The sequence below is a fragment of the Arthrobacter sp. AZCC_0090 genome (assembly GCF_014207375.1).
GTDB lineage: Bacteria > Actinomycetota > Actinomycetes > Actinomycetales > Micrococcaceae > Arthrobacter.
Genome location: NZ_JACHEE010000004.1, coordinates 134361 through 156112, shown reverse-complemented (window position 1 = coordinate 156112; position 21752 = coordinate 134361). Strand labels below are relative to the sequence as shown.

The 21752-nt window shown below is 63.5% G+C and carries 19 protein-coding genes; 7 read left to right on the top strand and 12 right to left on the bottom strand.

The window, feature by feature from the left end:
* Positions 1 to 53: 53 nt before the first annotated feature.
* The 9 genes from HNP00_RS08005 to HNP00_RS07965 form a co-directional block, all read right to left on the bottom strand.
* Complete coding sequence (locus tag HNP00_RS08005; RefSeq protein WP_184737726.1) at positions 54 to 857, bottom strand: IclR family transcriptional regulator; 804 nt, start codon at positions 855 to 857, stop codon at positions 54 to 56.
* A 123-nt stretch (positions 858 to 980) separates the two neighbouring features.
* Entirely contained in the window at positions 981 to 1304 is a 324-nt protein-coding gene (locus HNP00_RS08000; RefSeq protein ID WP_395893800.1) for a M24 family metallopeptidase, read from the bottom strand.
* A gap of 207 nt (positions 1305 to 1511) precedes the next feature.
* A complete protein-coding gene (locus HNP00_RS07995; RefSeq protein WP_184737723.1) occupies positions 1512 to 2486 on the bottom strand; it encodes an ABC transporter substrate-binding protein in 975 nt (324 codons plus the stop codon).
* A 39-nt stretch (positions 2487 to 2525) separates the two neighbouring features.
* Positions 2526 to 4559 (bottom strand): proline/glycine betaine ABC transporter permease, encoded by a 2034-nt coding sequence (locus tag HNP00_RS07990; RefSeq protein WP_184737721.1) that lies wholly within the window; start codon positions 4557 to 4559, stop codon positions 2526 to 2528.
* Positions 4559 to 5593 carry a glycine betaine/L-proline ABC transporter ATP-binding protein gene (locus HNP00_RS07985; RefSeq protein ID WP_184737719.1) on the bottom strand — a complete coding sequence of 345 codons (1035 nt, stop codon included), beginning with the start codon at positions 5591 to 5593 and terminating at the stop codon, positions 4559 to 4561. Before HNP00_RS07985 ends, HNP00_RS07990 begins: the two co-directional genes overlap by 1 nt.
* Positions 5590 to 7110 carry an aldehyde dehydrogenase family protein gene (locus HNP00_RS07980; RefSeq protein ID WP_221451320.1) on the bottom strand — a complete coding sequence of 507 codons (1521 nt, stop codon included), beginning with the start codon at positions 7108 to 7110 and terminating at the stop codon, positions 5590 to 5592. The genes HNP00_RS07985 and HNP00_RS07980 overlap by 4 nt, the downstream gene beginning before the upstream one ends.
* Before the next feature lie 8 nt (positions 7111 to 7118).
* A complete protein-coding gene (gene betA, locus HNP00_RS07975) occupies positions 7119 to 8849 on the bottom strand; it encodes a choline dehydrogenase (protein ID WP_184737717.1) in 1731 nt (576 codons plus the stop codon).
* 55 nt (positions 8850 to 8904) lie between these two features.
* Positions 8905 to 11412 (bottom strand): FAD-dependent oxidoreductase, encoded by a 2508-nt coding sequence (locus HNP00_RS07970; protein WP_184737715.1) that lies wholly within the window; start codon positions 11410 to 11412, stop codon positions 8905 to 8907.
* Between the two features lie 63 nt (positions 11413 to 11475).
* The gene (locus HNP00_RS07965; RefSeq protein ID WP_184738179.1) at positions 11476 to 11826 is read right to left on the bottom strand and encodes a bifunctional 3-phenylpropionate/cinnamic acid dioxygenase ferredoxin subunit; all 351 of its coding nucleotides are present in this window, start codon (positions 11824 to 11826) and stop codon (positions 11476 to 11478) included.
* Between the two features lie 233 nt (positions 11827 to 12059).
* Between HNP00_RS07965 and HNP00_RS07960 the strand changes: the two genes are divergently transcribed.
* On the top strand, positions 12060 to 13265 hold the full coding sequence (locus HNP00_RS07960; protein WP_184737714.1) for an NAD(P)/FAD-dependent oxidoreductase: 1206 nt from the start codon (positions 12060 to 12062) through the stop codon (positions 13263 to 13265).
* Between the two features lie 45 nt (positions 13266 to 13310).
* Complete coding sequence (locus HNP00_RS07955) at positions 13311 to 14447, top strand: aromatic ring-hydroxylating dioxygenase subunit alpha (protein ID WP_184737712.1); 1137 nt, start codon at positions 13311 to 13313, stop codon at positions 14445 to 14447.
* Here the strand turns inward: HNP00_RS07955 and HNP00_RS07950 are convergent.
* Entirely contained in the window at positions 14444 to 15268 is an 825-nt protein-coding gene (locus HNP00_RS07950) for an IclR family transcriptional regulator (protein WP_184737710.1), read from the bottom strand. The two genes, HNP00_RS07955 and HNP00_RS07950, sit on opposite strands and share 4 nt — an antisense overlap.
* Before the next feature lie 111 nt (positions 15269 to 15379).
* On the opposite strand from HNP00_RS07950, the gene HNP00_RS07945 reads away from it, so the two are divergent.
* Positions 15380 to 16117, top strand: a complete 738-nt coding sequence (locus tag HNP00_RS07945; RefSeq protein ID WP_184737708.1) for a VOC family protein — start codon at positions 15380 to 15382, stop codon at positions 16115 to 16117.
* A gap of 26 nt (positions 16118 to 16143) precedes the next feature.
* On the opposite strand, the gene HNP00_RS07940 is transcribed toward HNP00_RS07945, so the two are convergent.
* The gene (locus tag HNP00_RS07940) at positions 16144 to 16995 is read right to left on the bottom strand and encodes a phytanoyl-CoA dioxygenase family protein (RefSeq protein ID WP_184737706.1); all 852 of its coding nucleotides are present in this window, start codon (positions 16993 to 16995) and stop codon (positions 16144 to 16146) included.
* 309 nt (positions 16996 to 17304) lie between these two features.
* On the opposite strand from HNP00_RS07940, the gene HNP00_RS07935 reads away from it, so the two are divergent.
* Both HNP00_RS07935 and HNP00_RS23765 read left to right on the top strand, forming a co-directional pair.
* Complete coding sequence (locus HNP00_RS07935) at positions 17305 to 17832, top strand: AraC family ligand binding domain-containing protein (protein WP_311770539.1); 528 nt, start codon at positions 17305 to 17307, stop codon at positions 17830 to 17832.
* Entirely contained in the window at positions 17810 to 17938 is a 129-nt protein-coding gene (locus tag HNP00_RS23765) for an AraC family transcriptional regulator (protein WP_184737702.1), read from the top strand. The genes HNP00_RS07935 and HNP00_RS23765 overlap by 23 nt, the downstream gene beginning before the upstream one ends.
* Positions 17939 to 18333: 395 nt before the next feature.
* Here HNP00_RS23765 and HNP00_RS07925 read toward each other — a convergent pair whose 3' ends face one another.
* Entirely contained in the window at positions 18334 to 19005 is a 672-nt protein-coding gene (locus HNP00_RS07925) for a GntR family transcriptional regulator (RefSeq protein WP_184737700.1), read from the bottom strand.
* A 154-nt stretch (positions 19006 to 19159) separates the two neighbouring features.
* On the opposite strand from HNP00_RS07925, the gene glyA reads away from it, so the two are divergent.
* A complete protein-coding gene (gene glyA, locus HNP00_RS07920; RefSeq protein ID WP_184737698.1) occupies positions 19160 to 20509 on the top strand; it encodes a serine hydroxymethyltransferase in 1350 nt (449 codons plus the stop codon).
* Positions 20506 to 21726 carry a sarcosine oxidase subunit beta family protein gene (locus tag HNP00_RS07915; protein WP_184737696.1) on the top strand — a complete coding sequence of 407 codons (1221 nt, stop codon included), beginning with the start codon at positions 20506 to 20508 and terminating at the stop codon, positions 21724 to 21726. The genes glyA and HNP00_RS07915 overlap by 4 nt, the downstream gene beginning before the upstream one ends.
* Positions 21727 to 21752 lie beyond the last annotated feature (26 nt).

The window sequence follows — 21752 nt, the reverse complement described above, 5'->3', positions numbered from 1 at the left end:
GTTGGAGCTGGGCATGTCCGGTGGGGTAAGGGTGTACATGTCCAGTGCTTGGGCTAGTGCGGGGCTCGGCCACCCAAGCGCGTCGTGATCTTCCGGGCCGCATCCTGGCAGGCCTCGCCGAGGCTGGCCAGCGTGTCCTGGGAGACACGGAACTTGGGCGCGGGAATCAGGACCGAGGCCACGATGTCTCCGCGGTGATCATACACAGGCGAAGCCACGCCCACTTCTTCGATGGAGGTTTCGCCGAAATTGACGGCCCAGCCGCGCTTCACCGACTCCTGGAGGCGGAGCAGGTAAGCCTCGAGGGCTTCCTCGTCGAGACCAGGCAAGGTAATGGAGCCGCTTCGCAGGAGCTTGCGCACGCGGTCGGCGTCTTCGGCGGCAAGGAAGACCTGCACCGAGGAGCTGAGTGCCTCGTTGTAGCGGGCACCCAACGGGGCAAGATGCTTGACCTGGTGACGGCTCGCGATTTGCTCCACGCACATGGACTCGTTCCCGTTCCACACCATGAGCGCGCTTGTCTCGCCCGTCCGTTCGCTCAGCTCGCGCAGCACGGGGTAGGCCACCCGCCGCTCTTCCAACTCGGCAAGGAGCGGACCAGCCAAGGCAATCATTCCCAGGCCCAGCCGGAAGCGCCGGGAATCGGAGTCGCGCTCCACCAGGTGTTCCTGTTCAAAGGTCGCCAGAATGCGCGACACTGTGCTCTTGTGGAGGCCGATCCTGCCGGCGATCTCGGTGACTCCCAGCAGGGGTTCCTCGGCGGTGAAGCTCCGGAGCACAGCAATGGCGTTCTCGAGGACCGAAGCGCCTTTGGAATCGCCGTTAGCCGCGGTTTCGTTGGTGTTCACTGAGGTCATGATGGTCACTATATGGCCCTTTTAAGGGGGACATGCCCAACCTTGGTCTTCGGCAATGAGCATATGCAGCATATGTCCATCACTCAGATTCAAGGCTGGGCATGTCCAGTGGAGGACGTGGTGCTAGGCGCCGATGATGTTGTATTCCGGGCCGAACGGGAACTTGGTGATGTTCTCGGCACCGTCTTCACCGACCACCAGGATGTCGTGTTCCCGGTACCCGCCGGCACCCGGCTGGCCGTCGAGGACCGTGATCATCGGTTCCATGGAGACCACCATGCCCGGCTCCAGCACCGTGTCGATGTCCTCGCGCAACTCCAGTCCGGCTTCGCGGCCGTAGTAGTGGCTGAGCACGCCGAACGAGTGGCCGTAGGAATCCACCAAGAAATTTGGGGTTGCATTCAATGCAACGCTGTTGCACCAAAATCGATGTGTGTTGCACGTCACCGTCAAGGGTCCATAGGCGCGTCCCAACTCACGTGCAGTAGATGTCGTATGAGGCGTCCTCAACGACAACAAGTGCGAGCTAGTCGGGAGGGTGGCACATTCACTGCAACTCTGTTGCGTAGTGTGAGTAAAATTCCGCCCTGGAACACAAAGAAGCTCCCCGGATCGATTGATCCGGGGAGCTTCAAAGCGAGATGGATTGAAGTGCTACTTGAGCCAGGCGGCCACTACATCGGGGTGGGCATCCACCCATTTCTTTGCGGCGGCGTCTGGCTTCATGCCGCCCTGGATGTCCGTTGCGACCGAGTTCTGGTCAGCGTTGGTCCACGAGAAGGCCTTGAGCAGCTTCGCTGCGGGAGAACCGCTGTCCGCGAACTTCTTGGCCATCACTTTGTTCAGTTTGTAATCGGGGTAGTCGCAGGCCACCTTTTCGGCGTCGGCATCGCAGCCCGGCGTGTAGGCGGGCAGGCTGACCTTCTTGAGGGGGACCTCGGAGAGGAACCATTGCGGTTCGTAGAAGTAGCCCAGCAGGGGTGTCTTGTTCTTTTCGGCCGTACGGAACGACTGGATCAGAGCTGCTTCCGAGCCCGAGAAGACCACTTTGTAGTCGAGGCCAAGGTTCTTGACCAAGGCTTCGTCGTTGGTCACGAAGGCGGGGTCGCCGTCCAGGACCTGGCCTTTGCCGCCTGATTCGGAGGTGGCAAAGAGTGAGGCGTACTTGTTCAGGTTCTTGCTGTCCAGGATGTCCGGGTACTTCTGGACCATCCATGGTGGTACGTACCAGCCGATGTGCCCTTCGTTGCCCGTCGGGCCGGCGTCCACAGCCACTTTCTGGTCCGTGATGTACTGCTTCGTGAGGTCCGCGTGACCCCAGTTCTCGAGGATGACATCGACTTCACCGGAACCAAAGCCCTGCCAGGAGATCTGCTCCGACAGGTCCTTCTGGACTACCGTGCAACCGAGCTTGTTTTGGGCTACGTAGCTGTAGACGGCCGCATTTGCCGTGTAGCCGACCCACGCGTTGAGGGCGACATTGACGGTTCCGCAGGGCGTATCCGAGGAGCCTGCGGCTGCGGCTTGGTTCACGGAAGCGCCTCCGCAGCCGGCTAGCAAAAGGGCTGCAGCAGCGGTTCCGGCGAGTACGGGAATTGTTCGTTTCAAAAGCTGTCTGGTTCTACTCATGGTTGGGGTCTCCTTGTTGGGGCGGTGAACGGGAGGAAATTAGTGCGCGCTCGATCTTGCTGAGCGGATTTTACGGACGGGGTCGGCTGCCGCAGCCTGGGTCATGCGGTCCAGCAGGATGCCGAGGAAGACGATGGCCAGACCGGCGGCAAGGCCCTTGCCGAACAGCGAGCTCTGGACAAAGCCAGCGACGACGTCGTACCCCAGGCCGCCTGCACCGACCAGTGCTCCGACGACCACCATGGCCAAGACGTAGATCAAGCCTTGGTTTGCGGCGAGGGCCAGGGATTTCCTTGCCATGGGGAGCTGGACCTTGGTGATGACCTGCCACGGGGTTGACCCGCTGGATACCGCAGCCTCCATGACGGTGGGGGAGATCGCTGCGATGCCGTCGGCCGTAATCTTGATGGCCACAGGCGCTGCGTAGATAATTCCGGCGACGATGGCCGTGAACCTCGTTGCGCCGAAGAGGCCTAGGAATGGAACCAAGTAGACGAAAGCAGGCATGGTCTGGCCCGCATCCAGCATGGGCCGCATGATCTGGTCCACTTTGTTGGACCTGCCCATCGCCACACCGAAGATGATGCCCAGCACCATGACCACGGCCGTGGCAACAAGTGTGCTCGCCAGGGTGACCATGGCATCGCTCCACAGGCCGAGGTAAATGATCGCGGCCAGGCATGAGGCGGTGACCAGTGCCAGCTTCCAACCACCGAGTGCGTAAGCCGCCACGAGGACAACCGCGACCAGGAGGTAGAAGGGGGTCTCGGTCAGAAGGGATTGGAACGGGTTGAGGATCCCGTTGGTCAGGGCCTCGCGGAAGGACACCGTAAACAGGGAGAGATTTGTCTGCAGCCATTCGCTGGCAGCGCCGACTCCGCTGACGATGTCCGGGCCAAAGTTGAGGTTCTTCGGAAAGGCTGCGGCCCAGAGCATCGTCCGGGAAAGCTGGACCATGACAAGGACAACAACGAGGCTGACAGCGAGCAGGATGTACCTGCTTCTCCGCGATATCCGGCGCTTGCGGGCTGCCCCGGGCTCGGCCCGGCGGCTGGCAGCCGTGGTGACCCGGTCCAGCACAATGGCCAAGAGGACGATCGACAGGCCGGCGTTGACCGCCGTCCCGACGTCGAGGGATTGCAGGGCACGGACAACAACTTGTCCCAGCCCCGGCGCCGCAATCAGCGCTGCGATGGTGACCATGGACAAAGCAGCCATGGTGCTTTGGTTGATCCCCATCACGATGGTGCGCCGTGCCAGGGGGAGTTGCAGGGTCAGAAGCCGCTGCAACCCCGTGGTGCCCAAGGAGTCGGAGGCTTCCCTGGTGTTCTCCGGGATGTTCCGGATTCCGTGTGCCGTCAGTCGGATGAGTGGAGGCACCGCGTAGATCACCGTGGCGATGACCGCGGAGGCCGGGCCGATCAGGAAGATGAGGGCCAAAGGAGCCAAATAGACGAACGTGGGGAGGATTTGCATGAAGTCGAGCACCGGAGTGATCACTTGGGAAACCCGGCCCGAGATCCCGGACAAGACTCCGAGCGGGATGCCAATCAGGAGGCTGAACAGCACGGCTGTGAGGACGAGGGCGAAGGTGTAAGCCGCTTCCGTAAACAGACCCTGGAGGCCGAAGAACGTGAATGCGGCTGCCGTCAGCAATCCCACCCGGGCATTGCCGACCGCAAAGGCGATCCAGCTGAGCAGGCCGACAGTTCCCAGCCAGCCGATTTCCGGTAGGCGAAGCCCGGTAGAGCTGGCAGCAAATGTGCTGGCGAACAGATTTGCGACTGAATCGACGGCGGAGCGGAAGGGAGTGAAGACGTATTGGAAGACCGGATTGTCTGCTCGGTTCGATGCGACCCAGGCGTTGAATTGGTTGAGCGAACGGTGCAGGTCAGTCAATTCCGACGCCGGCAGCGTGAGGGTGGATGTGCCGTGGAGGAACAGGAATCCAACAAGCCAGACGACGCCGGCCCCGCCCAGAAGCAGGGTGCGGCGGCTGAGCCGTTTGCGCGGTGGGCGGACGGAAACGAGACCGGTCTGAACCGGGGCGCGATCGCGAACGAGAGTGGACATCACGCCGCAACTTCCGTGCTGCGGATGACCGACAAGATGCTGTCGCGGTCGATCTGGCCGGTGATCTTGCCGGAGTCTTCCACCAGGACAGGACACGATGAGTTCATGACGGTGGGAATGGCGTCGCGGATGATCATGCCTGCGCTCAGGACAGGAGCATCCCCGGGAGTGCCCAAAGCCACGGGATCGGTGATCCACTTGAGCGTCAGGACATCTGCGCGGGGTACTTCGGAGACGAAATCGGCGATGTACTTGTCCGCGGGCGATCCGACGAGGTCATCGCCGGTGCCGCACTGGACCATCTCGCCGTTGCGCATGATCAGGATGCGGTCCCCGAGTTTGAGCGCTTCGGACAAGTCATGGGTGACGAACACCATCGTCTTGCCCATCTCTTTGTGCAGCCGGATGACCTCTGCCTGCATGTCGCGCCGGATGAGCGGGTCCAGGGCCGAGAACGGTTCGTCAAAGAGAATGGTGTCCGGGTCGCCGGCCAAGGCGCGGCCCAGTCCGACACGTTGCTGCATTCCACCGGAGAGCTGATCGGGAAAATGCTGCTCGTAGCCCTTCAGCCCCACGAGGTCGATGATTTCGCGGGACCTGGCGTAGCGCTCATTCTTCGCGGTGCCGCGGATCTGCAGCCCGTAGGACACGTTGTCCAGGACCGTTCGGTGCGGCAGGAGGCCGAAATGCTGGAAGACCATGGACATTTTCCGCCGTCGCAGCTCGCGAAGCTCGCCGGTTCCCGCCTCCAACACGTCCTTGCCGTCCACCAGGACGCGCCCCGATGTCGGTTCGATCAGGCGGGTGAGGCACCGGATCAAGGTGGACTTTCCGGATCCGGACAGGCCCATCACCACGAACACCTCGCCTTTGGCGACGTCGAAGTTCATGTCCCGCACGGCAGCATTGCATCCGGTGCGTTCAAGCAATTCGGCGGAGCCCAAACTCGACAGTTCGGGATCCTTGGGGATCTTTTCACCTCCCGGTCCGAAGACCTTCCAGAGGTTGCGCACTGATATGTCAGGACTATTCATTGCTGTACTCCTGCCTGTGGCGGCTCGAACCAATGGCTAGGCCCGGGGCTGATGTTTTGCCAGATGTGTTTTGTTTCTCGGTATTCGGCCAAGCCTGCGAGCCCCAATTCGCGGCCGTTGCCGGACTGTCCGAAGCCGCCCCATTCGGCCTGCGGAACGTACGGGTGGTAGTCGTTGATCCAGACGGTCCCGTGGCGCAGGGCTTCGGAGACCCGCTGGGCCTTCGAAGCGTCGGCTGTCCACACTGCGCCGGCCAGTCCGTAAACAGTGTCGTTGGCCAGCCGGATGGCCTCCTCTTCGGTGGTGAACGTTTCCACGGTCATGACGGGACCGAAGGACTCCTCCTGGACCACGCGCATCGAGGTCGTGCACCCGTCCAATACGGTGGGCGGGTAGAAGCTGCCACCGGCCAGCTGCGGGCTGTCCGGAATGAAGCCCCCACACAGCAACCGGGCGCCCTCCGCAATCCCGGCGTGGACGTAAGCGTGGACCTTGTTCCGGTGGGCTGTGGAGATCAGCGGACCTGTCTGTGCTTCCTGGTCGAAGGGGCCGCCCAGCCGGATCTGTTGTGCACGGCGGACCACTTCGGCCACGAATTCCTCGTGGATGGATTCTTCGACAATAAGGCGCGCGCCGGCCGAGCAGACCTGGCCGGAATTCAGGAAGACGGCCGTCAAGGCGTTGTCAATCGCGGCCTCCCGGTCGGCGTCCGCGAATACCACGTTCGGGTTCTTGCCGCCGAGCTCGAGGGCCACGCGCTTGACCGTCTCCGCCGCAACCACCATGATCCGCTTGCCTGTTTCCAGTCCGCCCGTGAAGGAGACCAGATCGACCCGCGGATCCGAGCTAAGGACGGCCCCCACTTCGGGTCCCGTTCCCGTCACGAGGTTCGCGACGCCGTCGGGCACGCCTGCTTCGTGCAGCGTGTCCATGAGCAGGATGGACGTCGAAGGCGTCAGCTCACTGGGCTTGAGGACAAAGGTGTTCCCGGCCAACAGCGCTGGTGCAACCTTCCACGAAGCCTGCAGGAGCGGATAGTTCCACGGAGTGATGAGGCCGCAGACGCCCACGGGTGCATGGACGACCCGGCTGATGGCTCCGGGCCGGCCGGTATCGATCACGCGGCCCGCGTCCGTGCCTGCCACGCTGCCGTAGTAGCGGAAGCAGGCAATGACGTCGTCGATGTCGTACTCGGCCTCGATCAGGCGCTTGCCGGTGTCGAGGGCTTCGGCCGCGGCGTAGTCGGCTTTGTCCCGCTGGAGCAGCCCGGCCACGCGAAGGAGGATTGCGCCGCGTTCCAGTTCCGGCGTGCTCGGCCAGCGGCCGTCGTCGAACGCTTTCCTGGCACTCGCCACAGCGGCTTCGGCGTCGGCCGAGGTGCACTCGGCGACGTCGGCAACATGCGTGCCGTCCGCCGGGCAGCTGATGCTGCGGATTCCTCCGGCGGACTGTCGCCAGCCGCCGTCAACGTAGCTGCCGCGGATAGTGCGCGTTGGCGTGAGTTGTGGGCTGTTCATTCCGCTCCTTAGTTCCGCGCCGAGGTGGCTTCGGGCTGGTTGTCCAGGCTCTCCGCGCCCCCCGGAACCGCGCCGTGCCGGTAGAACTCGGCGGCGATCGGCTCGAGCGGCTTGCGGCCCTGAATCAAGTCCGCCGCTTTCTCGGCCAGCATCATGACCGGCGCGTAGATGTTGCCGTTGGTCACGTAGGGCATTGCCGAAGCGTCAGCCACCCGCAGGCCCGAGGTGCCGTGCACTCTCATGCTGAGCGGGTCCACCACGGCCATGGGATCCGTGGCTGGGCCCATCTTGGCTGTGCAGGACGGGTGCAGGGCGGTCTCGGCATCCCGGGCCACCCAGTCCAGGATCTCCTCGTCGGTCTGGACGGCTGGGCCGGGGGAGAGCTCACCGCCGTTGAAAGGCGCCATGGCCTGCTGCTCCAGGATGTGCCGGGAAATCCGGATGGCTTCGACCCACTCGCGCCGGTCCTGCTCCGTGGAAAGGTAGTTGAATTTCATGGACGGGTGGACGGTTGGATCCGTGGAAGTGATCTTCAGGCTGCCCCGCGCATCCGAGTACATGGGCCCGATGTGCACTTGGTAGCCATGCTTGGCATCGGCCTTCTGGCCGTCATAGCGGACGGCGACCGGCAAGAAGTGGAACATGAGGTTGGGGTAGGCCACGTCTTCGTTGGAGCGCACAAAGCCGCCGCCTTCGAAGTGGTTGGTGGCCGCAGGTCCCTTGCGCCCGAACAGCCACTGCAAGCCAATCCACGGATAGCGCCACAGGCTCAGGCTCGGCTGCATGGACACCGGCTGGGTGCAGGCGTGCTGGATGTAGACCTCCAGGTGGTCCTGCAGGTTTTCGCCCACGCCCGGCAAGTCCACCACAGGCTTGATCCCCAGGGACTTGAGGTGCGTGGAGTCCCCGACGCCGGACAACTGCAGGAGCTGCGGAGTGTTGATGGCACCGCCGCACAGAATGACTTCCTGGGCATCGACGCTGTGATTCTTGCCGTTCCGTCGGTAGCTGACGCCCGTGGCCCTGACTCCGGAAGTACCAGTGGTGTCGAAGTTGATTTTCGAGACGAGCGCCCGGGTCCTGACCGTGAGGTTTGGCCTGTTGAGGTTTGGCCGCAAGTAAGCCCGCGACGCGGAGAGCCGCTGGCCCTTGTGCACGTTGCGGTCGAAGGGGCCGAAGCCCTCCTGCCGGTACCCGTTGACATCGTCGGTCCGCGCAAAACCGGCTTGTTGAGCGGCGCGGAAGAAGGCTTGGAAGAGGGGATTGCGGGCGGGACCGCGTTCCAGGACCAGCGGTCCGCTGTGTCCCCGCAGTTCATCGCTGGGATCCGCCGCGAGGGCCGTCTCCATGCGGTTGAAGTACGGGAGGCAATGGGCGAAGTCCCAGGTCTCCATGCCGGCGTCGGCTCCCCAGCGTTCGTAGTCCAAGGGGTTGCCGCGCTGGAAGATCATGCCGTTGATGGAGCTGGAGCCACCCAAAACCTTGCCGCGGGTGTGCGCGATCCGGCGTCCGTGCATGTGCGGCTCGGGGTCGGATTGGTAGCGCCAGTCGTAGAACCTGTTCCCGCTGGGGAAGGTGAGCGCCGCGGGCATCTGGATGAACAGGTCCCAGGGGTAGTCGCTGCGGCCGGCCTCCAGGACCAGGACGGTCTTGGTGCGATCGGCGCTGAGCCTGTCCGCCAGGACCGATCCGGCACTGCCCCCACCCACAATGACGTAGTCGAACTTTTCGTTGGCCATTAGTTGAACTCCTTTGAAGTGATCCCCATTGCTTTGTCCAGTAGCCAGGGAGGCGTCAGCCCCGCAGCTTTTCCATGTTTGGATCCACGAGGGGATCGGCGGAGATGGTGGCCGGGATACGCTTGCCGAAGTATTCGATCTCGACGGCGTCACCCTCGCCCGCTTCGGCGGGTAGCCAAGCGTAGGCGATGGGCTTCCGGACGGTGTAGCCGTACGCGGCGCTCGTGACGTAACCGGAAGGCTCGCCCCTGAAATAGACAGGTTCCTTGCCCAACACCACTGACGTGCCGTCGTCGACCGTCAAACAACGCAGCCGGCGGTTGACGGGCAATTCTCTGCGGGCCTTGAGGGCCTCGGCGCCGACATATCCTTCCTTGTCCTTGCTGACGGAGAAGCCCAAGCCGGATTGGAAAGGCTCGTGCTCCGGGGTCACGTCTGTGCCCCACAGCCGGTAGCCCTTCTCAAGGCGCAGGCTGTTGAACGCGCCACGGCCGGCCGCGATGATTCCTTGCTCCTGCCCAGCCTCGAACAGCAGGTCCCAGAGCCTTTGGCCGTTTTCCGCCGTCGTGTACAGCTCCCAGCCCAGCTCGCCCACGTAGGACAGCCGCATCGCGGTGACCGGGATCCCGCCGATCCGGACCTTCTTGGTGCGGAAGTACTTCAATCCGTCGTTGCTGAAGTCGTCGTCGCTGACTTTCGCGATGACCTCGCGGGCCAGCGGTCCCCAGAGCCCCACACAGCACGTGGAACCGGTGATGTCCCGGATCTGGACCCACTGGGTGACGTCCTCGGCGGTCTGCTTACGGGCCTCCGTGGTGAAGTAATCGAAGTCGATGTTGCCGTTGGCGCCCACCTGGAAGGTGGTCTCGTCGAGGCGGGCCACCGTGATGTCGCTGCGGATGCCGCCGTCGTCGTTGAGGAGCAGGCAGTACGTCACCGCACCCGGCTTCTTGTCGACTTTTCCGGCGCTGAGGCGCTGCAAGAGGGTTACGGCGCCCGGGCCGGAAACCTCCAGCCGCTTGAGCGGCGTCATGTCATAGAGCGCGACGGCGGTGCGCGTCTTCCACGCTTCGGCGGCGGAAATGGGGGAGTGGAACATCGCTGCCCAGGGCTCGCGCTCCGGCGCCTGCCATTCTTCCGGGAGCTCGTTCAGTAGCTCGCGGTTGGCCTCGAACCAGTGCGGGCGCTCCCAGCCGTGGGCTTCGAGGAAGAACGCCCCGAGCTCCTTCTGGCGTGCATTGAAAGGGCTGACCCGCAGCTCACGAGGGGAGACCCGCGGCTGCAGCGGGTGCAGGACGTCGTAGATTTCCACGAAGTTCTGCTGGGACGTCTCGTTGACGTAGCTCTCGGCGGTCTGGATTTCCTCGAAGCGGGAGACCTCGCATTCGTGGAGCGGAATGTGGGACTGGCCCTCAATGAGGCGCTCCGCCAGGGCACGGGCCACGCCGGCGGAATGCGTCACCCACACGGCCTCGGCCACGAAGAAGCCTGCGACGTCCTTGGATTCGCCGACGAGGGGACCGCCGTCCGGTGTGAACGAGAAAATCCCGTTGAAACCGTCGGCAATTTGGGCGCCTGCGAGTGCCGGAAGGAGTTCCTTGGAGTCTTCCCAGCAGGGCAGGAAGTCCTCTTCGGTGAACGGCAAGCGGGACGGCATGCGGTGTTCGGACATGTCAGCCGCAGCAACCTCGGGCAGCTCGCGGAGGTCCACGGGCATGGGCTTGTGCGCATAGGAGCCGATGCCCATCCGGTCCCCGTGCTCGCGGTAGTAGAGGTCCTTGTCCTGGTGGCGGAGGATGGGCATCCAGGCGCCGTTGGCGGGGTCCAGGAGCCGCGAGGTATCGTTTCGGCCCACGAGCTCCGGCACGGAGGTGGTCTTGACGTATTGGTGGGCCAGGGGAAGGAGCGGTACGGACATGCCCACCATGGCGCCGACCTTGGGACCCCAGAACCCGGCGCAGGAGACCACGATGTCTGCCGGGATCACGCCGTCGGGCGTTTCGACGCCGGTGACCTTGCCGCCGTACTGTTCGATGCCGGTGACGGGGGTGGAACCGCGGAATGTGACTCCCGCCGCGCTAGCCTTAGCGATGAGCAGGCCAACGGCGCGGGCCGCGGACGCTAGACCGTCAGAGGGGACGTAGAGTCCGCCGAGCACCTTTTCCTGGTTGAGCAGCGGGTAGTGCTTGGCGCACTCGTCCGGATCGATGAGCCGGCCTTCCACACCCCACGACGTCGCGTAGCCCAGCTTGCGCTTGAGGTCCGCCAAGCGTTCCGGAGTCGTTGCCACTTCGAGGCCGCCCACCTGGTTGAAGCAGGAGACACCGGATTCGTTGAGTGAGAGCAGCTTCTCCACGGTGTAGGCCGCGAATTGGGTCATGGTCTTCGAAGCGTTGGTCTGGAACACCAGTCCGGGGGCGTGCGAGGTAGAGCCGCCTGCCAGCTTCAGCGGGCCCTGCTCGACGACGGTGATGTTGGTCCAGCCGCGGGAGGACAGCTCATCCGCGAGATTCGCGCCGACTATGCCGGCTCCGATGATAACGACGCGGGGTGTTGTGGACATGCGGGAAGCTCCTGAAGTTGAAGTGCGGGGTCTGGAAGTTCGGTGGAACGAGCGTGGCGGAACCTAGACGTGACCGTCCACAGTGAGCCCGGGCGGCAGGTTGGGGGCGTCCTCGGATTCCTTGACCATGATCTGGCCGTCCACCACCAAGACTTCGTGGACCCGGACGGGCAGCTTGGCGGGAGGCGCATCGGCGGCTCCCGTGCGGAGGTTGAACTTGGAAGCGTGGAGGGGGCACTCTACCCAGCAGTCCTCAACCCAGCCGTCGGCGAGTGAGGCGTCTTGGTGCGTGCACGTGTCGTCGAGGGCGAAGAGTTCGCCCTCTTCTGTGTGAAATACGGCAATGGGCGGGGACGTCTCGAGTCGAATTGCGTCCCCCGGGGCCAACGAGCTGAGCGGGCAAGCACTGTGCATCTCAAGAACCTCTTTCACCGGGCGGGGTCGAAGCCTGTGGGGCGGTTGTCTCATGATCAACGCTGATCACAATACGCAACAGAGTGATTGACCTCACAGGGGCTTGTCAAGAGGTTGAACTTTCCCGGCCGATTCCTTGACACGCGTTGTGAAGTCCGTCACGCTGTTTCGCATAATGAAGTTTGTTGCGTAATGCGCAATGAATTTTCGAACGGCTCGGCGAGGAGGAAGCCATGGAGACATTGGCGATTGTGGGGGCATCATTGGCGGGTCTTTCCGCTGCCCGCGCAGCCAGGGCGCAAGGCTTTTGTGGCCGGCTGCTCATCATTGGCGATGAACAGCAGCGGCCCTATGACCGACCGCCCCTGTCGAAGGAATTCCTGGCAGGAAAAATCGGTGTCAACCACTTGATGTTGGAAGCGGAAGAACCCGGAGCGGATGATCCCCTGCAGGCTGAATGGCTGCTGGGCACGCCTGCGCGGAGCTTTGACGCAGCCACCAGGACCATCACCCTCGGAGACGGACGCGCGGTGGTGGCTGACGGCGTCGTGATTGCCACGGGAGCGTCTGCCCGCACGCTGCCCGAACTTGCGGGCCTGTCCAATGTCTTTACGCTGCGGACCCTCGAGGATGCCCAAGATCTGGCTCCGGAACTCGTTCCTGGTAGCCGCCTGTTGGTAGTGGGCGCCGGATTCATCGGCGCGGAGGTTGCATCAACAGCCAAGGGCCTTGGAATGGACGTGACCATCATCTGCAAAAGCCCGATGCCCCTGAGCGCTCCGCTCGGCGCGGAGATGGCTGCCGCCTTGGCCACGCTCCACGGAATGAATGGTGTGGAACTGATTTGTGACACTGGAATCGACTCGTATTACAGCTGCGAAGGAAATGTGACAGGCGTCCGGCTGAGCGACGGACAGTACCGTTCCGCCGACGTCGTACTCCTCGGAATCGGGGCCGTCCCCAATGTCGGGTGGCTGGCCGGTTCGGGCCTGGCGATCGACGACGGCGTCACGTGCGATTCGATGGGCCGAACCAATGTGCCCGGGGTGGTTGCCGTGGGGGACTGTGCGGCCTGGTTCGACGAACGCAGTGGCCGGCACCACCGCGTGGAGCATTGGAGCGGTGCCCAGGAACGCGCAGCCATTGCCGTCGCCGGCCTCCTGGACCACTCAGCCGCAGCCCAACCGCTCAACCTGCCGTACTTCTGGTCCGACCAGTACGGGGTGACGCTTCAGTTCGCCGGCCACGCCCGGGACGCCGAACGCGTCCAGATCGAGGCAGGGGAGCTCGAGAACCACAGCTTCCTCGCCGTGTACTACCGGGGAGATGAACCGGTGGGCGTCCTCGGGGTGAACCAGCCGCGTCTGTTCACCCGTTGGCGCCGGCAACTCAATGCGCACAACGCGCGCACTGCCCAGACCGTCCTGGCAACCCCATAAGCATTTCCAAGCCTCAACCACGTTCATCACTGAATAGGAGTCAGCATGACCACTGAAGTTGTTTCCCCCAGCCTGATCCCCACTCTCCCCGGCCACACGTATGTCAGCGAAGACATCTTCCGTGCCGAGCAGGAACACATCTTTGAACAAATGTGGTTCTGCGCAGTGCGGACCGCGGACCTGGAAAAAGCCGGCTCGTTCAAAACCGTGCAGATCGGCCGCGAGAGCGTGCTCATCAACCGCACCCGCAAGGGAGAGATCCGCGCGTTCTACAACATCTGCCGGCACCGCGGCGTGAAGCTGTGCATGGAGGAATCCGGCGAAGCCAACCGTTCGTTCCAGTGCCCCTACCACGCCTGGACCTACGACCTCGAGGGGAAGCTCATCGCCGCCCCCAACCTGACCAAGATGCCGGACATCGACCGCAACGAATACGGACTCGTCAAGGTCCACGCCCGTGAATACATGGGCTACGTCTGGGTTTGCCTCGCGGATGAGCCGCCGTCGTTCGAAGAAGACGTGATGGGTGCCATCGAGGAGCGCCTCGGGGACCTGCGGGCCGTTGACGACTACGACATCGCCAACCTGAGCCTGGGCCGCCGCATCAAGTATGACGTCAAGGCCAACTGGAAGCTCATCATTGAGAACTTCATGGAGTGCTACCACTGCGCCACGATCCACCCCGAGCTGACCGAAGTGCTGCCGGAGTTCGCCGACGGGCTGGCGGCCCAGTACTTTGTGGGCCACGGCGCCGAGTTCGGCGAGGACATCAAGGGCTTCACGATTGACGGCTCCGAGGGCCTGGACCGCATTCCCGGAGTCGGCGATGACCAGGATCGCCGCTACTACGCAGTGACCATCAAGCCGAACGTCTTCGTCAACCTGGTCCCGGACCACGTCATCATCCACCGCATGTTTCCGCTGGCGGCGGACCACACGATCGTCGAGTGCGACTGGCTGTACCTGCCCAGCGTGGTGGAATCAGGTAAGGACGTCTCGGCATCGGTTGAGCTGTTCCACCGGGTCAACGAGCAGGACTTCGACGCCTGCGAACGCTGCCAGCCGGCCATGGGCTCCAAGATCTATGCCAAGGGCGGCGTCCTGGTGCCCAGCGAGCACCACATTGAGGCGTTCCACAGCTGGGTCACCAGCAAGATCGCGGACGTCCCGGTGGAGGGCTAGCCGCCGCTGGCTGCGGTGTAACCCATCTTCACGCTGATTGAATGCCCGGCCTGCTTGAGCGCATCAAGGAGGCCGGGTATTTTTTCGGGTTCGAAACGGAACGCGGGGCCGGAAAGGCTGATCGCCCCGATCACGGTGCCGCTGTGGTTGCGGATGGGAACGGCGACGGCGTTGAGACCGCGTTCGAGTTCTTCGTAGGTGACGGCGTACCCGGCTTCCGCAATGACTGGCATTTGCTGCTCCAACTCGTCGCGGTCCGTGATGGTCTGTGCCGTGTATTGGGCCTGGCCGGCCTCCCTGAGGACACGGTCGCGCGTCGCGGGTGGCAGGGCGGCAAGCATGACCTTGCCGCTGGATGTGGCGTGAAGCGGGGTGAGGCCGCCGATCCAGTCCTGCGTGCCGAGCGTGTTGGGGCCAATGGCCTGGTCCACGTTGACCGCGAAGTTTGACCGCAGCACGGCCAAGTTCGCGGTCTCAGCGAACTTTTCGGCGAGGGCTTCGAGATCTTCCCGGGCCTCCCTGACCAGGCTGAGGCGGGCCGGGATGGCACTAGCCAAGCGCAGTATGTTGAAACCGAGTTGGTATTTTCCGCGCTCGTGGTTCTGCTGCACCATGCCGCGGGCATCCAGGGCGCTCAGCAGTCGCGACGCCGTTGATTTGTGGACGCCCATTTCCTCCGCGATCTCACTCACGCCGGCGTCACCGTTTCGGGCCAGGATTTCGAGCACGGTGATGGCCCGGTCCACGGACTGCACACCGGCATGGTGCGCGCCGGCGGAATCGGTGTCGGGGTCGTTGGCAAGCAGTGAGTCAGCGTCCATGTGGTTCATCGTCTCAAACGCGGTCAAGTGGGCGGCCACTCTGGGCTGCGTGTCTCGTGTCGCTGGCGTGCCTCCCATATCGGGATTTTCGTGGCTATAGGATCGGGCGGTATGGCGTTGAGACTTGTTCAGGTGAATTTCAAGGCTCGGGATGACTCGGCGCTCGGCCGGTTTTGGGCGGACGCCCTCGGCTGGGGTGTTTCCAGCGAAGGACCCGGTGTGACAAATGTTGAACCCGTGGGCGTCGTCTTGCCGGATCCCGTTGCCGTCTGCGTCGATGTCGTCACCGTCCCGGACCCCAAGACGGTGAGGTACCGCGCGCACCTCGATCTCGCCACCACCTCTGAGGCCCATCAGGCGGAGCTGGTTGCGCGCCTTGTGGAGCTCGGTGCAACACCCGCCGACGTCGGCCAGGGGGATGTGCCTTGGAGGGTTCTGGCCGATCCGGAGGGCAACCTGTTCTGCGTGCTGGAACCTCGATCGATCTACGGGGACACCGGGCCGATCGCCGCGGTGGTAGTCAATTGTGCGGATCCGCGGGCCATGGCCCGGTTCTGGGGCGAGGCGATGGACTGGACCCTGCACGAGGTGACCGACGATCTTGCGAGGCTCCGTTCGGCCAAGGGTGTCGGGCCGTATCTGGAGTTCGTTCGCACACCCACCGTGAACTCCGTGTATGGCCGTGTCCATCTGGACCTGAGGCCGTACCCCGGCGACGATCAAGCATCGGAGGTGGCCCGGCTGCGGACCCTGGGCGCCACGGACGCCGACGTCGGCCAGGGCGATGTGCCGTGGGTGTGCCTCGCCGACCCTGAGGGCAACGAGTTCTGCGTCCTCACCCCGGGCTGAGGCAGCGCCCTGGGTGACTGTGGAGCCTAGAGGCCATCGTCGTAGTTCCAGTGCTCCTGCCAACGCCAATCGATCGGTTCCGAAGCCCGCTGGTAGCGAATGTCGGTGGAGAGGCGGATCCGGTTGGCTGAGTCGACGTTGTCGCTCCCTGCGTGCACCATGTACGAGGAATGGACCATAACGTCGCCAGCGCGGTAGTTGGCGAGTAGCCAGCGGCCGTCGTGCTCGTTGGCCAGCGCTGGCAGGTCCGCGGTCATTGAGGCAGCTGGACGCTGCAGTCCACGCTCACGTTCGTCGGCCATCGCCCAGTGGTGGCTTCCTTCCAGATAGGTCAGCCCGCCCATCTCGACGGGGCAGTCACCAAGCGGGATCCACATGGAAAGAACACGTTCGCTGCCTTCGCGTAGATAGATCAAGTCGTAGTGTGCCTGGGTTGCCGTACCGATGCCGGCCTCTCCCGGACGGATGTGGCGGATAATCTTGCGCTTGTGAAGGTGGACTTCACCTTCCAGGAACCATTCGAACCATCCGCGGATGGCCGGATGGCTGGTCAACGCCGCGTAAACGGCACCGGGGACGATCTCGCCGAAGAGGATTTCCCGCACCTTCCCGAGGTTGACGGCGCCGCTCGCGCCGACCCCGGTGGCCGGATCGGTTCCGGGTTCGAGCAGCCCCGTGCCGACCATCTGTGAAAAGTAGTACTCCCGGAACGATTCGACCATGCTCGGGTCAAGATGGTTGGTGAGATAGAGGTAGCCGTCCCGGCGAAGCCTGGACCACAGGGAACCCCTATCGTCGCGTTCCGCTGTGGGGACCGGATTAAGGTAGCCGAGGCGTACCGGTGAATCGTCCAATTCGTATCCGTTTGATGTGACCATGCTGATGGCCTCGTTCAGGCTTGGACAATACTCCATGGACTATTGTCAGAAATCGTTGGATTTTCGCGGGTCAGGACCACGCCTTGGATTATTCGCAACATTGGGCGCTCTATTCGACGTCGCCATTAACGTTGGGCCACGCGGCTGTCGGCTGTCTCGGGGCGGGAGAGCAGGTTGCCACGGCCCCATCCCCGAGGGACAGGAAGCTCCCCTGCCACGCGGTGGTCTACATTTCATCGGGGACGGGCTGGTACGTCGGGGGGGCCGCGAGAGCCCAAAAAGGCGGTACGTGCTCCGGCCTTGATCTCAGTGCCTCCAGGCGTTCCCCACACCTATGGTCCCGACAAGGATGGGTGGACCGAACACTGGGTTTTGTTCACTGGTGCAGGTGTCCAGCTTTACCGAGATCTGGGAATTCTTGACCCGGGTCGGCCAGTCACTGGGCTGCGGGCAATGCCGGAGCGGGTTGCGGCCGTGTTTGCTGAACTTCACGCCGCCCTGTCCACGGTGGGGCTGCGTGGGAGCGTCGAAGCGTCGGTTGCCACCCAGCGTCTGCTCCTCGCCTTTCTGGCCTCGGGAGTTGCGGATGCTGCAACCATGGGCCGGGACCGTCAGGTACTGGCCACTTTGAAAAGCACAGCTTTCCGGCCCATGGCCATGGCCGACCGTGCCAGGGCGGCCGGGGTCTCGCTCACCGAGTTGAGGTGCATCGTCCGTGCATCGACCGGCCTGAGCCCCTTGAACTACATCCTTGGGACACGGATCTCTCAGGCGCAGTCACTGCTGGCCGAAGGGTTCGTTGCCCGTTGGGAAGGTGGCCAGCCGCGTTGGTTATGAAGATCCCGCGTATTTCACGCGGTTGTTCACCCAGCATGTCGGCGTTGCGCCCACTGAATTCCGGCGGCAACAATCCCGACTTCCTGGCCTGGCCCCTGACGCGTGAGGCTGGCCGGCCCCATCGACCGCACATATTCAACCCTTAGACCCGCACGACGGCGGCCCACACCTTTCAGTGCGGCCCGCCGTCGATCGCTTAAAACCGTTCCTTCTTAGGCGCCGTCGTGCCACACTTGGTGGACTATCGATTGACTGGGGGATCCAAGTCAGGAGATTGGTATGCGTATTCTGATGCAACCCCGCACCTCGGGCCGACTGGTGGTGAAGGAGCCATGATGGCCGGTTGGGCATACTTCATGGCGGGAGTAATGACAGTCGACTCGCTCTTGCTGGGGTTGCTGCTGTTGAACGTGAAGTGGCCCAAGCACTGGAAGAGAAACGGCTAGACAGGGGTATGCCCCGAACCTAAAGCACCCGCCGAACCTAAAGCACCCGCCGAACCTAAAGCACCTTGCGGATCGTCTCTTCGAAACTCACCACGTGGTGCAGGGCGAGCGCGGCCGCGCGGTCTTCGTCGCCGTCGGCGATCGCGGTGAGCAATTCCGCGTGCTCTGCGACGTGGCCCGTCACGGAGGGCATCTTGTCCAGCATGTGGCACCAGATGCGTGTTGCGAGGTTGTCGTAGCGGATCAGCACGTCCTCAAGGTGCGGATTGGCCGCGGCCTTGTAGATGAGCCGGTGCACCTGGATGTCGTAGCGCATGAGTTCCTGCTGGCCGGCGTCGTGTGCTTCCAGGCCGCTGATGGCGGCGGCGACCTCGCGCAGTTCTTCCCGCAGCTTGGGGCTGGCCATGCGGGCTGCCCGACGTGAGGCCAGGGGCTCAAGCAGCTCCCGGATTTCGGAGACGTCCGCTAGTTGGGTGATGTCGACGCCGGTGGCAAAGGTTCCGCGGCGGGGGTATGACACCACCAAGTGGTCGCTTTCGAGGCGCTTGATGGCTTCGCGCACGGGTGTCCGTCCGATGCCGAGCTCGGCGGCAATCTGCCCGTCGTTGATGGGATCGCCGGGTTTGATGTCCAGCATGATGAGCCGGTCGCGGAGGAGCAGGTAGGCGTTTTCCGCCAAGGACGCTCCCTGTGTGCCCGTGTCCAGTGCTTCCAATGCTGTGCTCATGTGCTCTCTCCCGTTTGCCGCACTTTCAAGTCTGGCGGATCAGTTGCTGCCGGGCTGTTGACGGTTCTGTGATCTTCAACATACTATGGCAATAGTTCTAATATATCAGTTGCTGATTAGTCAGTAAATATAAGTATCTCAAAAGGAGAACATGATGGTTGAACCGCTGATCCGCCCGCTCGCTGAGGCGGACCCGGAGGTTGAGCAGGCGATCGCCCAGGAACTCATCCGGCAGCAGTCCACGCTGGAAATGATCGCCTCCGAAAACTTCGCCCCTGCAGCCGTCATGCAGGCACAGGGCTCGGTTCTGACCAACAAGTACGCCGAAGGCTACCCGGGCAAGCGCTACTACGGCGGCTGCGAGCACGTGGACGTCATCGAACAGTTGGCCATCGACCGCGTGAAGACCCTCTTCGGTGCAGAAGCCGCAAACGTCCAGCCGCACTCCGGCGCCCAGGCCAACGCCGCGGCCATGTTCGCGCTCCTCGAGCCGGGGGACACCATCATGGGCCTCGACCTCGCACACGGCGGCCACCTGACCCACGGCATGCGCATCAACTTCTCCGGAAAGCTGTACAAGGTCATCCCGTACCACGTCAGCGAATCCGACCTCCGGGTGGACATGGCGGAAGTTGAAGCCCTGGCCCTGGAACACCGCCCGAAGCTGATCGTTGCCGGCTGGTCCGCGTACTCGCGCCACTTGGATTTCGCCGAATTCCGCCGCATCGCCGACCTCGTGGGCGCCTACCTCATGGTGGATATGGCGCACTTCGCCGGCCTCGTCGCCGCGGGCCTGCACCCCAACCCGGTGCCGTACGCGGACGTCGTGACTACCACGACCCACAAGACCCTCGGCGGCCCCCGCGGTGGGGTGATCCTCTCCAAGGAGCAGTACGCTCGCAAGATCAACAGCGCAGTCTTCCCGGGCCAGCAGGGTGGGCCTCTGGAACACGTGATCGCGGCCAAGGCTGTCGCGTTCAAGATGGCGGCAGAGCCCGAATTCCGGGAACGTCAAGTACGTGTGCTGGAAGGCGCCAAGCTCCTCGCGGAGCGGCTACTGAAAGAAGACGTCGCCGCGGCAGGAATTTCCGTGGTCAACGGCGGCACCGACGTGCACCTGATCCTCGTGGACTTGCGCCACTCGGAACTCGACGGCCAGCAGGCCGAGGACACGCTTCACCGTATCGGCATCACTGTCAACCGCAACGCTGTCCCGTTCGACCCCCGCCCGCCAATGGTCTCATCCGGACTCCGGATCGGAACCCCGGCACTCGCCGCCCGCGGCTTCGGGGCCGAGGAATTCGCCGAGGTGGCAGACATCATTGCGACGGCGCTCATCGCCGCGGCAACCAGCGGCACCCTGGGTGACCACACCGCCGTCGAACTCCGTGCGAGGGTTACCGCGCTGGCGGAGAAGTTCCCCCTTTACCCGCATCTTTCCCAGACCGGCAACGACGCCGCAGCCACTGAACTTGAAGCAGAAATGATTGGAGCAGCCCAGTGAGCGCAGACCACCTCCCCGAACACCCGGATTTCCTGTGGCGTAACCCGGAGCCCAAGTCCTCCTATGACGCCGTGATCGTGGGCGGCGGCGGCCACGGCCTGGCCACCGCGTACTTCCTTGCGAAGAACCACGGAATGACTAACATCGCCGTTCTTGAGAAGGGCTGGCTGGCCGGTGGCAACATGGCCCGCAACACCACCATCATCCGTTCCAACTACCTTTGGGACGAGAGCGCCGCGATCTACGAGCACGCCCTCAAGCTCTGGGAGATCCTGCCCGAGGAGCTCGAATACGATTTCCTCTTCAGCCAGCGTGGCGTCATGAACCTCGCCCACACCTTGGGTGACGTCCGCGAAAGCGTCCGCCGCGTCGGCGCGAACAAGCTCAACGGCGTCGACGCCGAATGGCTGGACCCGCAGCAGGTGAAGGAACTCTGCCCCATCCTGAACATCAGCGACAACATCCGCTACCCGGTCATGGGTGCCACGTACCAGCCCCGGGCCGGCATCGCTAAGCACGATCACGTCGCTTGGGCTTTCGCCCGCAAGTGCGATGAACTCGGCGTGGACATCATCCAGAACTGCGAAGTGACGGGCTTCCTCAAGGACGGCAACCGCGTGGTGGGCGTCCAGACCAACCAAGGCACCATCCACACCGAAAAAGTTGGCCTCGCCGCCGCGGGCCACAGTTCGGTCCTCGCCGAAATGGCCGGTTTCCGCCTCCCGATCCAGTCGCACCCCCTCCAGGCGTTGGTGTCCGAATTGCACGAGCCCGTCCACCCCACGGTGGTCATGTCCAACCACGTGCATGTCTACGTTTCCCAGGCACACAAGGGCGAACTGGTCATGGGCGCCGGGGTCGACTCCTACAACGGCTACGGCCAGCGCGGCTCCTTCCACGTGATCGAGCACCAGATGGCCGCCGGCGTCGAACTCTTCCCGATCTTTGCCCGCGCCCACGTGCTCCGGACCTGGGGCGGAATCGTGGACACCACCATGGATGCCTCGCCGATTATCGGCACCACCCCGGTGGAGAACATGTTCGTCAACTGTGGTTGGGGAACGGGCGGCTTCAAGGGCACGCCCGCTGCCGGCTTGACCTTCGCCCACACCATCGCCACCGGCACTCCGCACGAGCTCAACAAGCCTTTTTCGCTGGAACGCTTCGAGACCGGTGCCCTGATCGACGAACACGGCGCCGCCGCCGTCGCCCACTAGCCGCAGCCCACTAGCCGCAGCCCTTT

Coding starts and splice junctions, on each gene's coding strand:
- HNP00_RS07960 (WP_184737714.1), top strand. CDS start 12,060: ATGGAGACATTGGCGATTGTGGGGGCATCATTGGCGGGTCTTTCCGCT.
- HNP00_RS07965 (WP_184738179.1), bottom strand. CDS start 11,826: ATGCACAGTGCTTGCCCGCTCAGCTCGTTGGCCCCGGGGGACGCAATT.
- HNP00_RS07925 (WP_184737700.1), bottom strand. CDS start 19,005: ATGAGCACAGCATTGGAAGCACTGGACACGGGCACACAGGGAGCGTCC.
- HNP00_RS07980 (WP_221451320.1), bottom strand. CDS start 7,110: ATGAACAGCCCACAACTCACGCCAACGCGCACTATCCGCGGCAGCTAC.
- HNP00_RS07990 (WP_184737721.1), bottom strand. CDS start 4,559: ATGTCCACTCTCGTTCGCGATCGCGCCCCGGTTCAGACCGGTCTCGTT.
- HNP00_RS07955 (WP_184737712.1), top strand. CDS start 13,311: ATGACCACTGAAGTTGTTTCCCCCAGCCTGATCCCCACTCTCCCCGGC.
- HNP00_RS07985 (WP_184737719.1), bottom strand. CDS start 5,593: ATGAATAGTCCTGACATATCAGTGCGCAACCTCTGGAAGGTCTTCGGA.
- HNP00_RS07970 (WP_184737715.1), bottom strand. CDS start 11,412: ATGTCCACAACACCCCGCGTCGTTATCATCGGAGCCGGCATAGTCGGC.
- HNP00_RS07945 (WP_184737708.1), top strand. CDS start 15,380: ATGGCGTTGAGACTTGTTCAGGTGAATTTCAAGGCTCGGGATGACTCG.
- HNP00_RS07995 (WP_184737723.1), bottom strand. CDS start 2,486: ATGAGTAGAACCAGACAGCTTTTGAAACGAACAATTCCCGTACTCGCC.
- HNP00_RS07950 (WP_184737710.1), bottom strand. CDS start 15,268: ATGGACGCTGACTCACTGCTTGCCAACGACCCCGACACCGATTCCGCC.
- betA (WP_184737717.1), bottom strand. CDS start 8,849: ATGGCCAACGAAAAGTTCGACTACGTCATTGTGGGTGGGGGCAGTGCC.
- HNP00_RS07940 (WP_184737706.1), bottom strand. CDS start 16,995: ATGGTCACATCAAACGGATACGAATTGGACGATTCACCGGTACGCCTC.
- HNP00_RS08005 (WP_184737726.1), bottom strand. CDS start 857: ATGACCTCAGTGAACACCAACGAAACCGCGGCTAACGGCGATTCCAAA.
- glyA (WP_184737698.1), top strand. CDS start 19,160: ATGGTTGAACCGCTGATCCGCCCGCTCGCTGAGGCGGACCCGGAGGTT.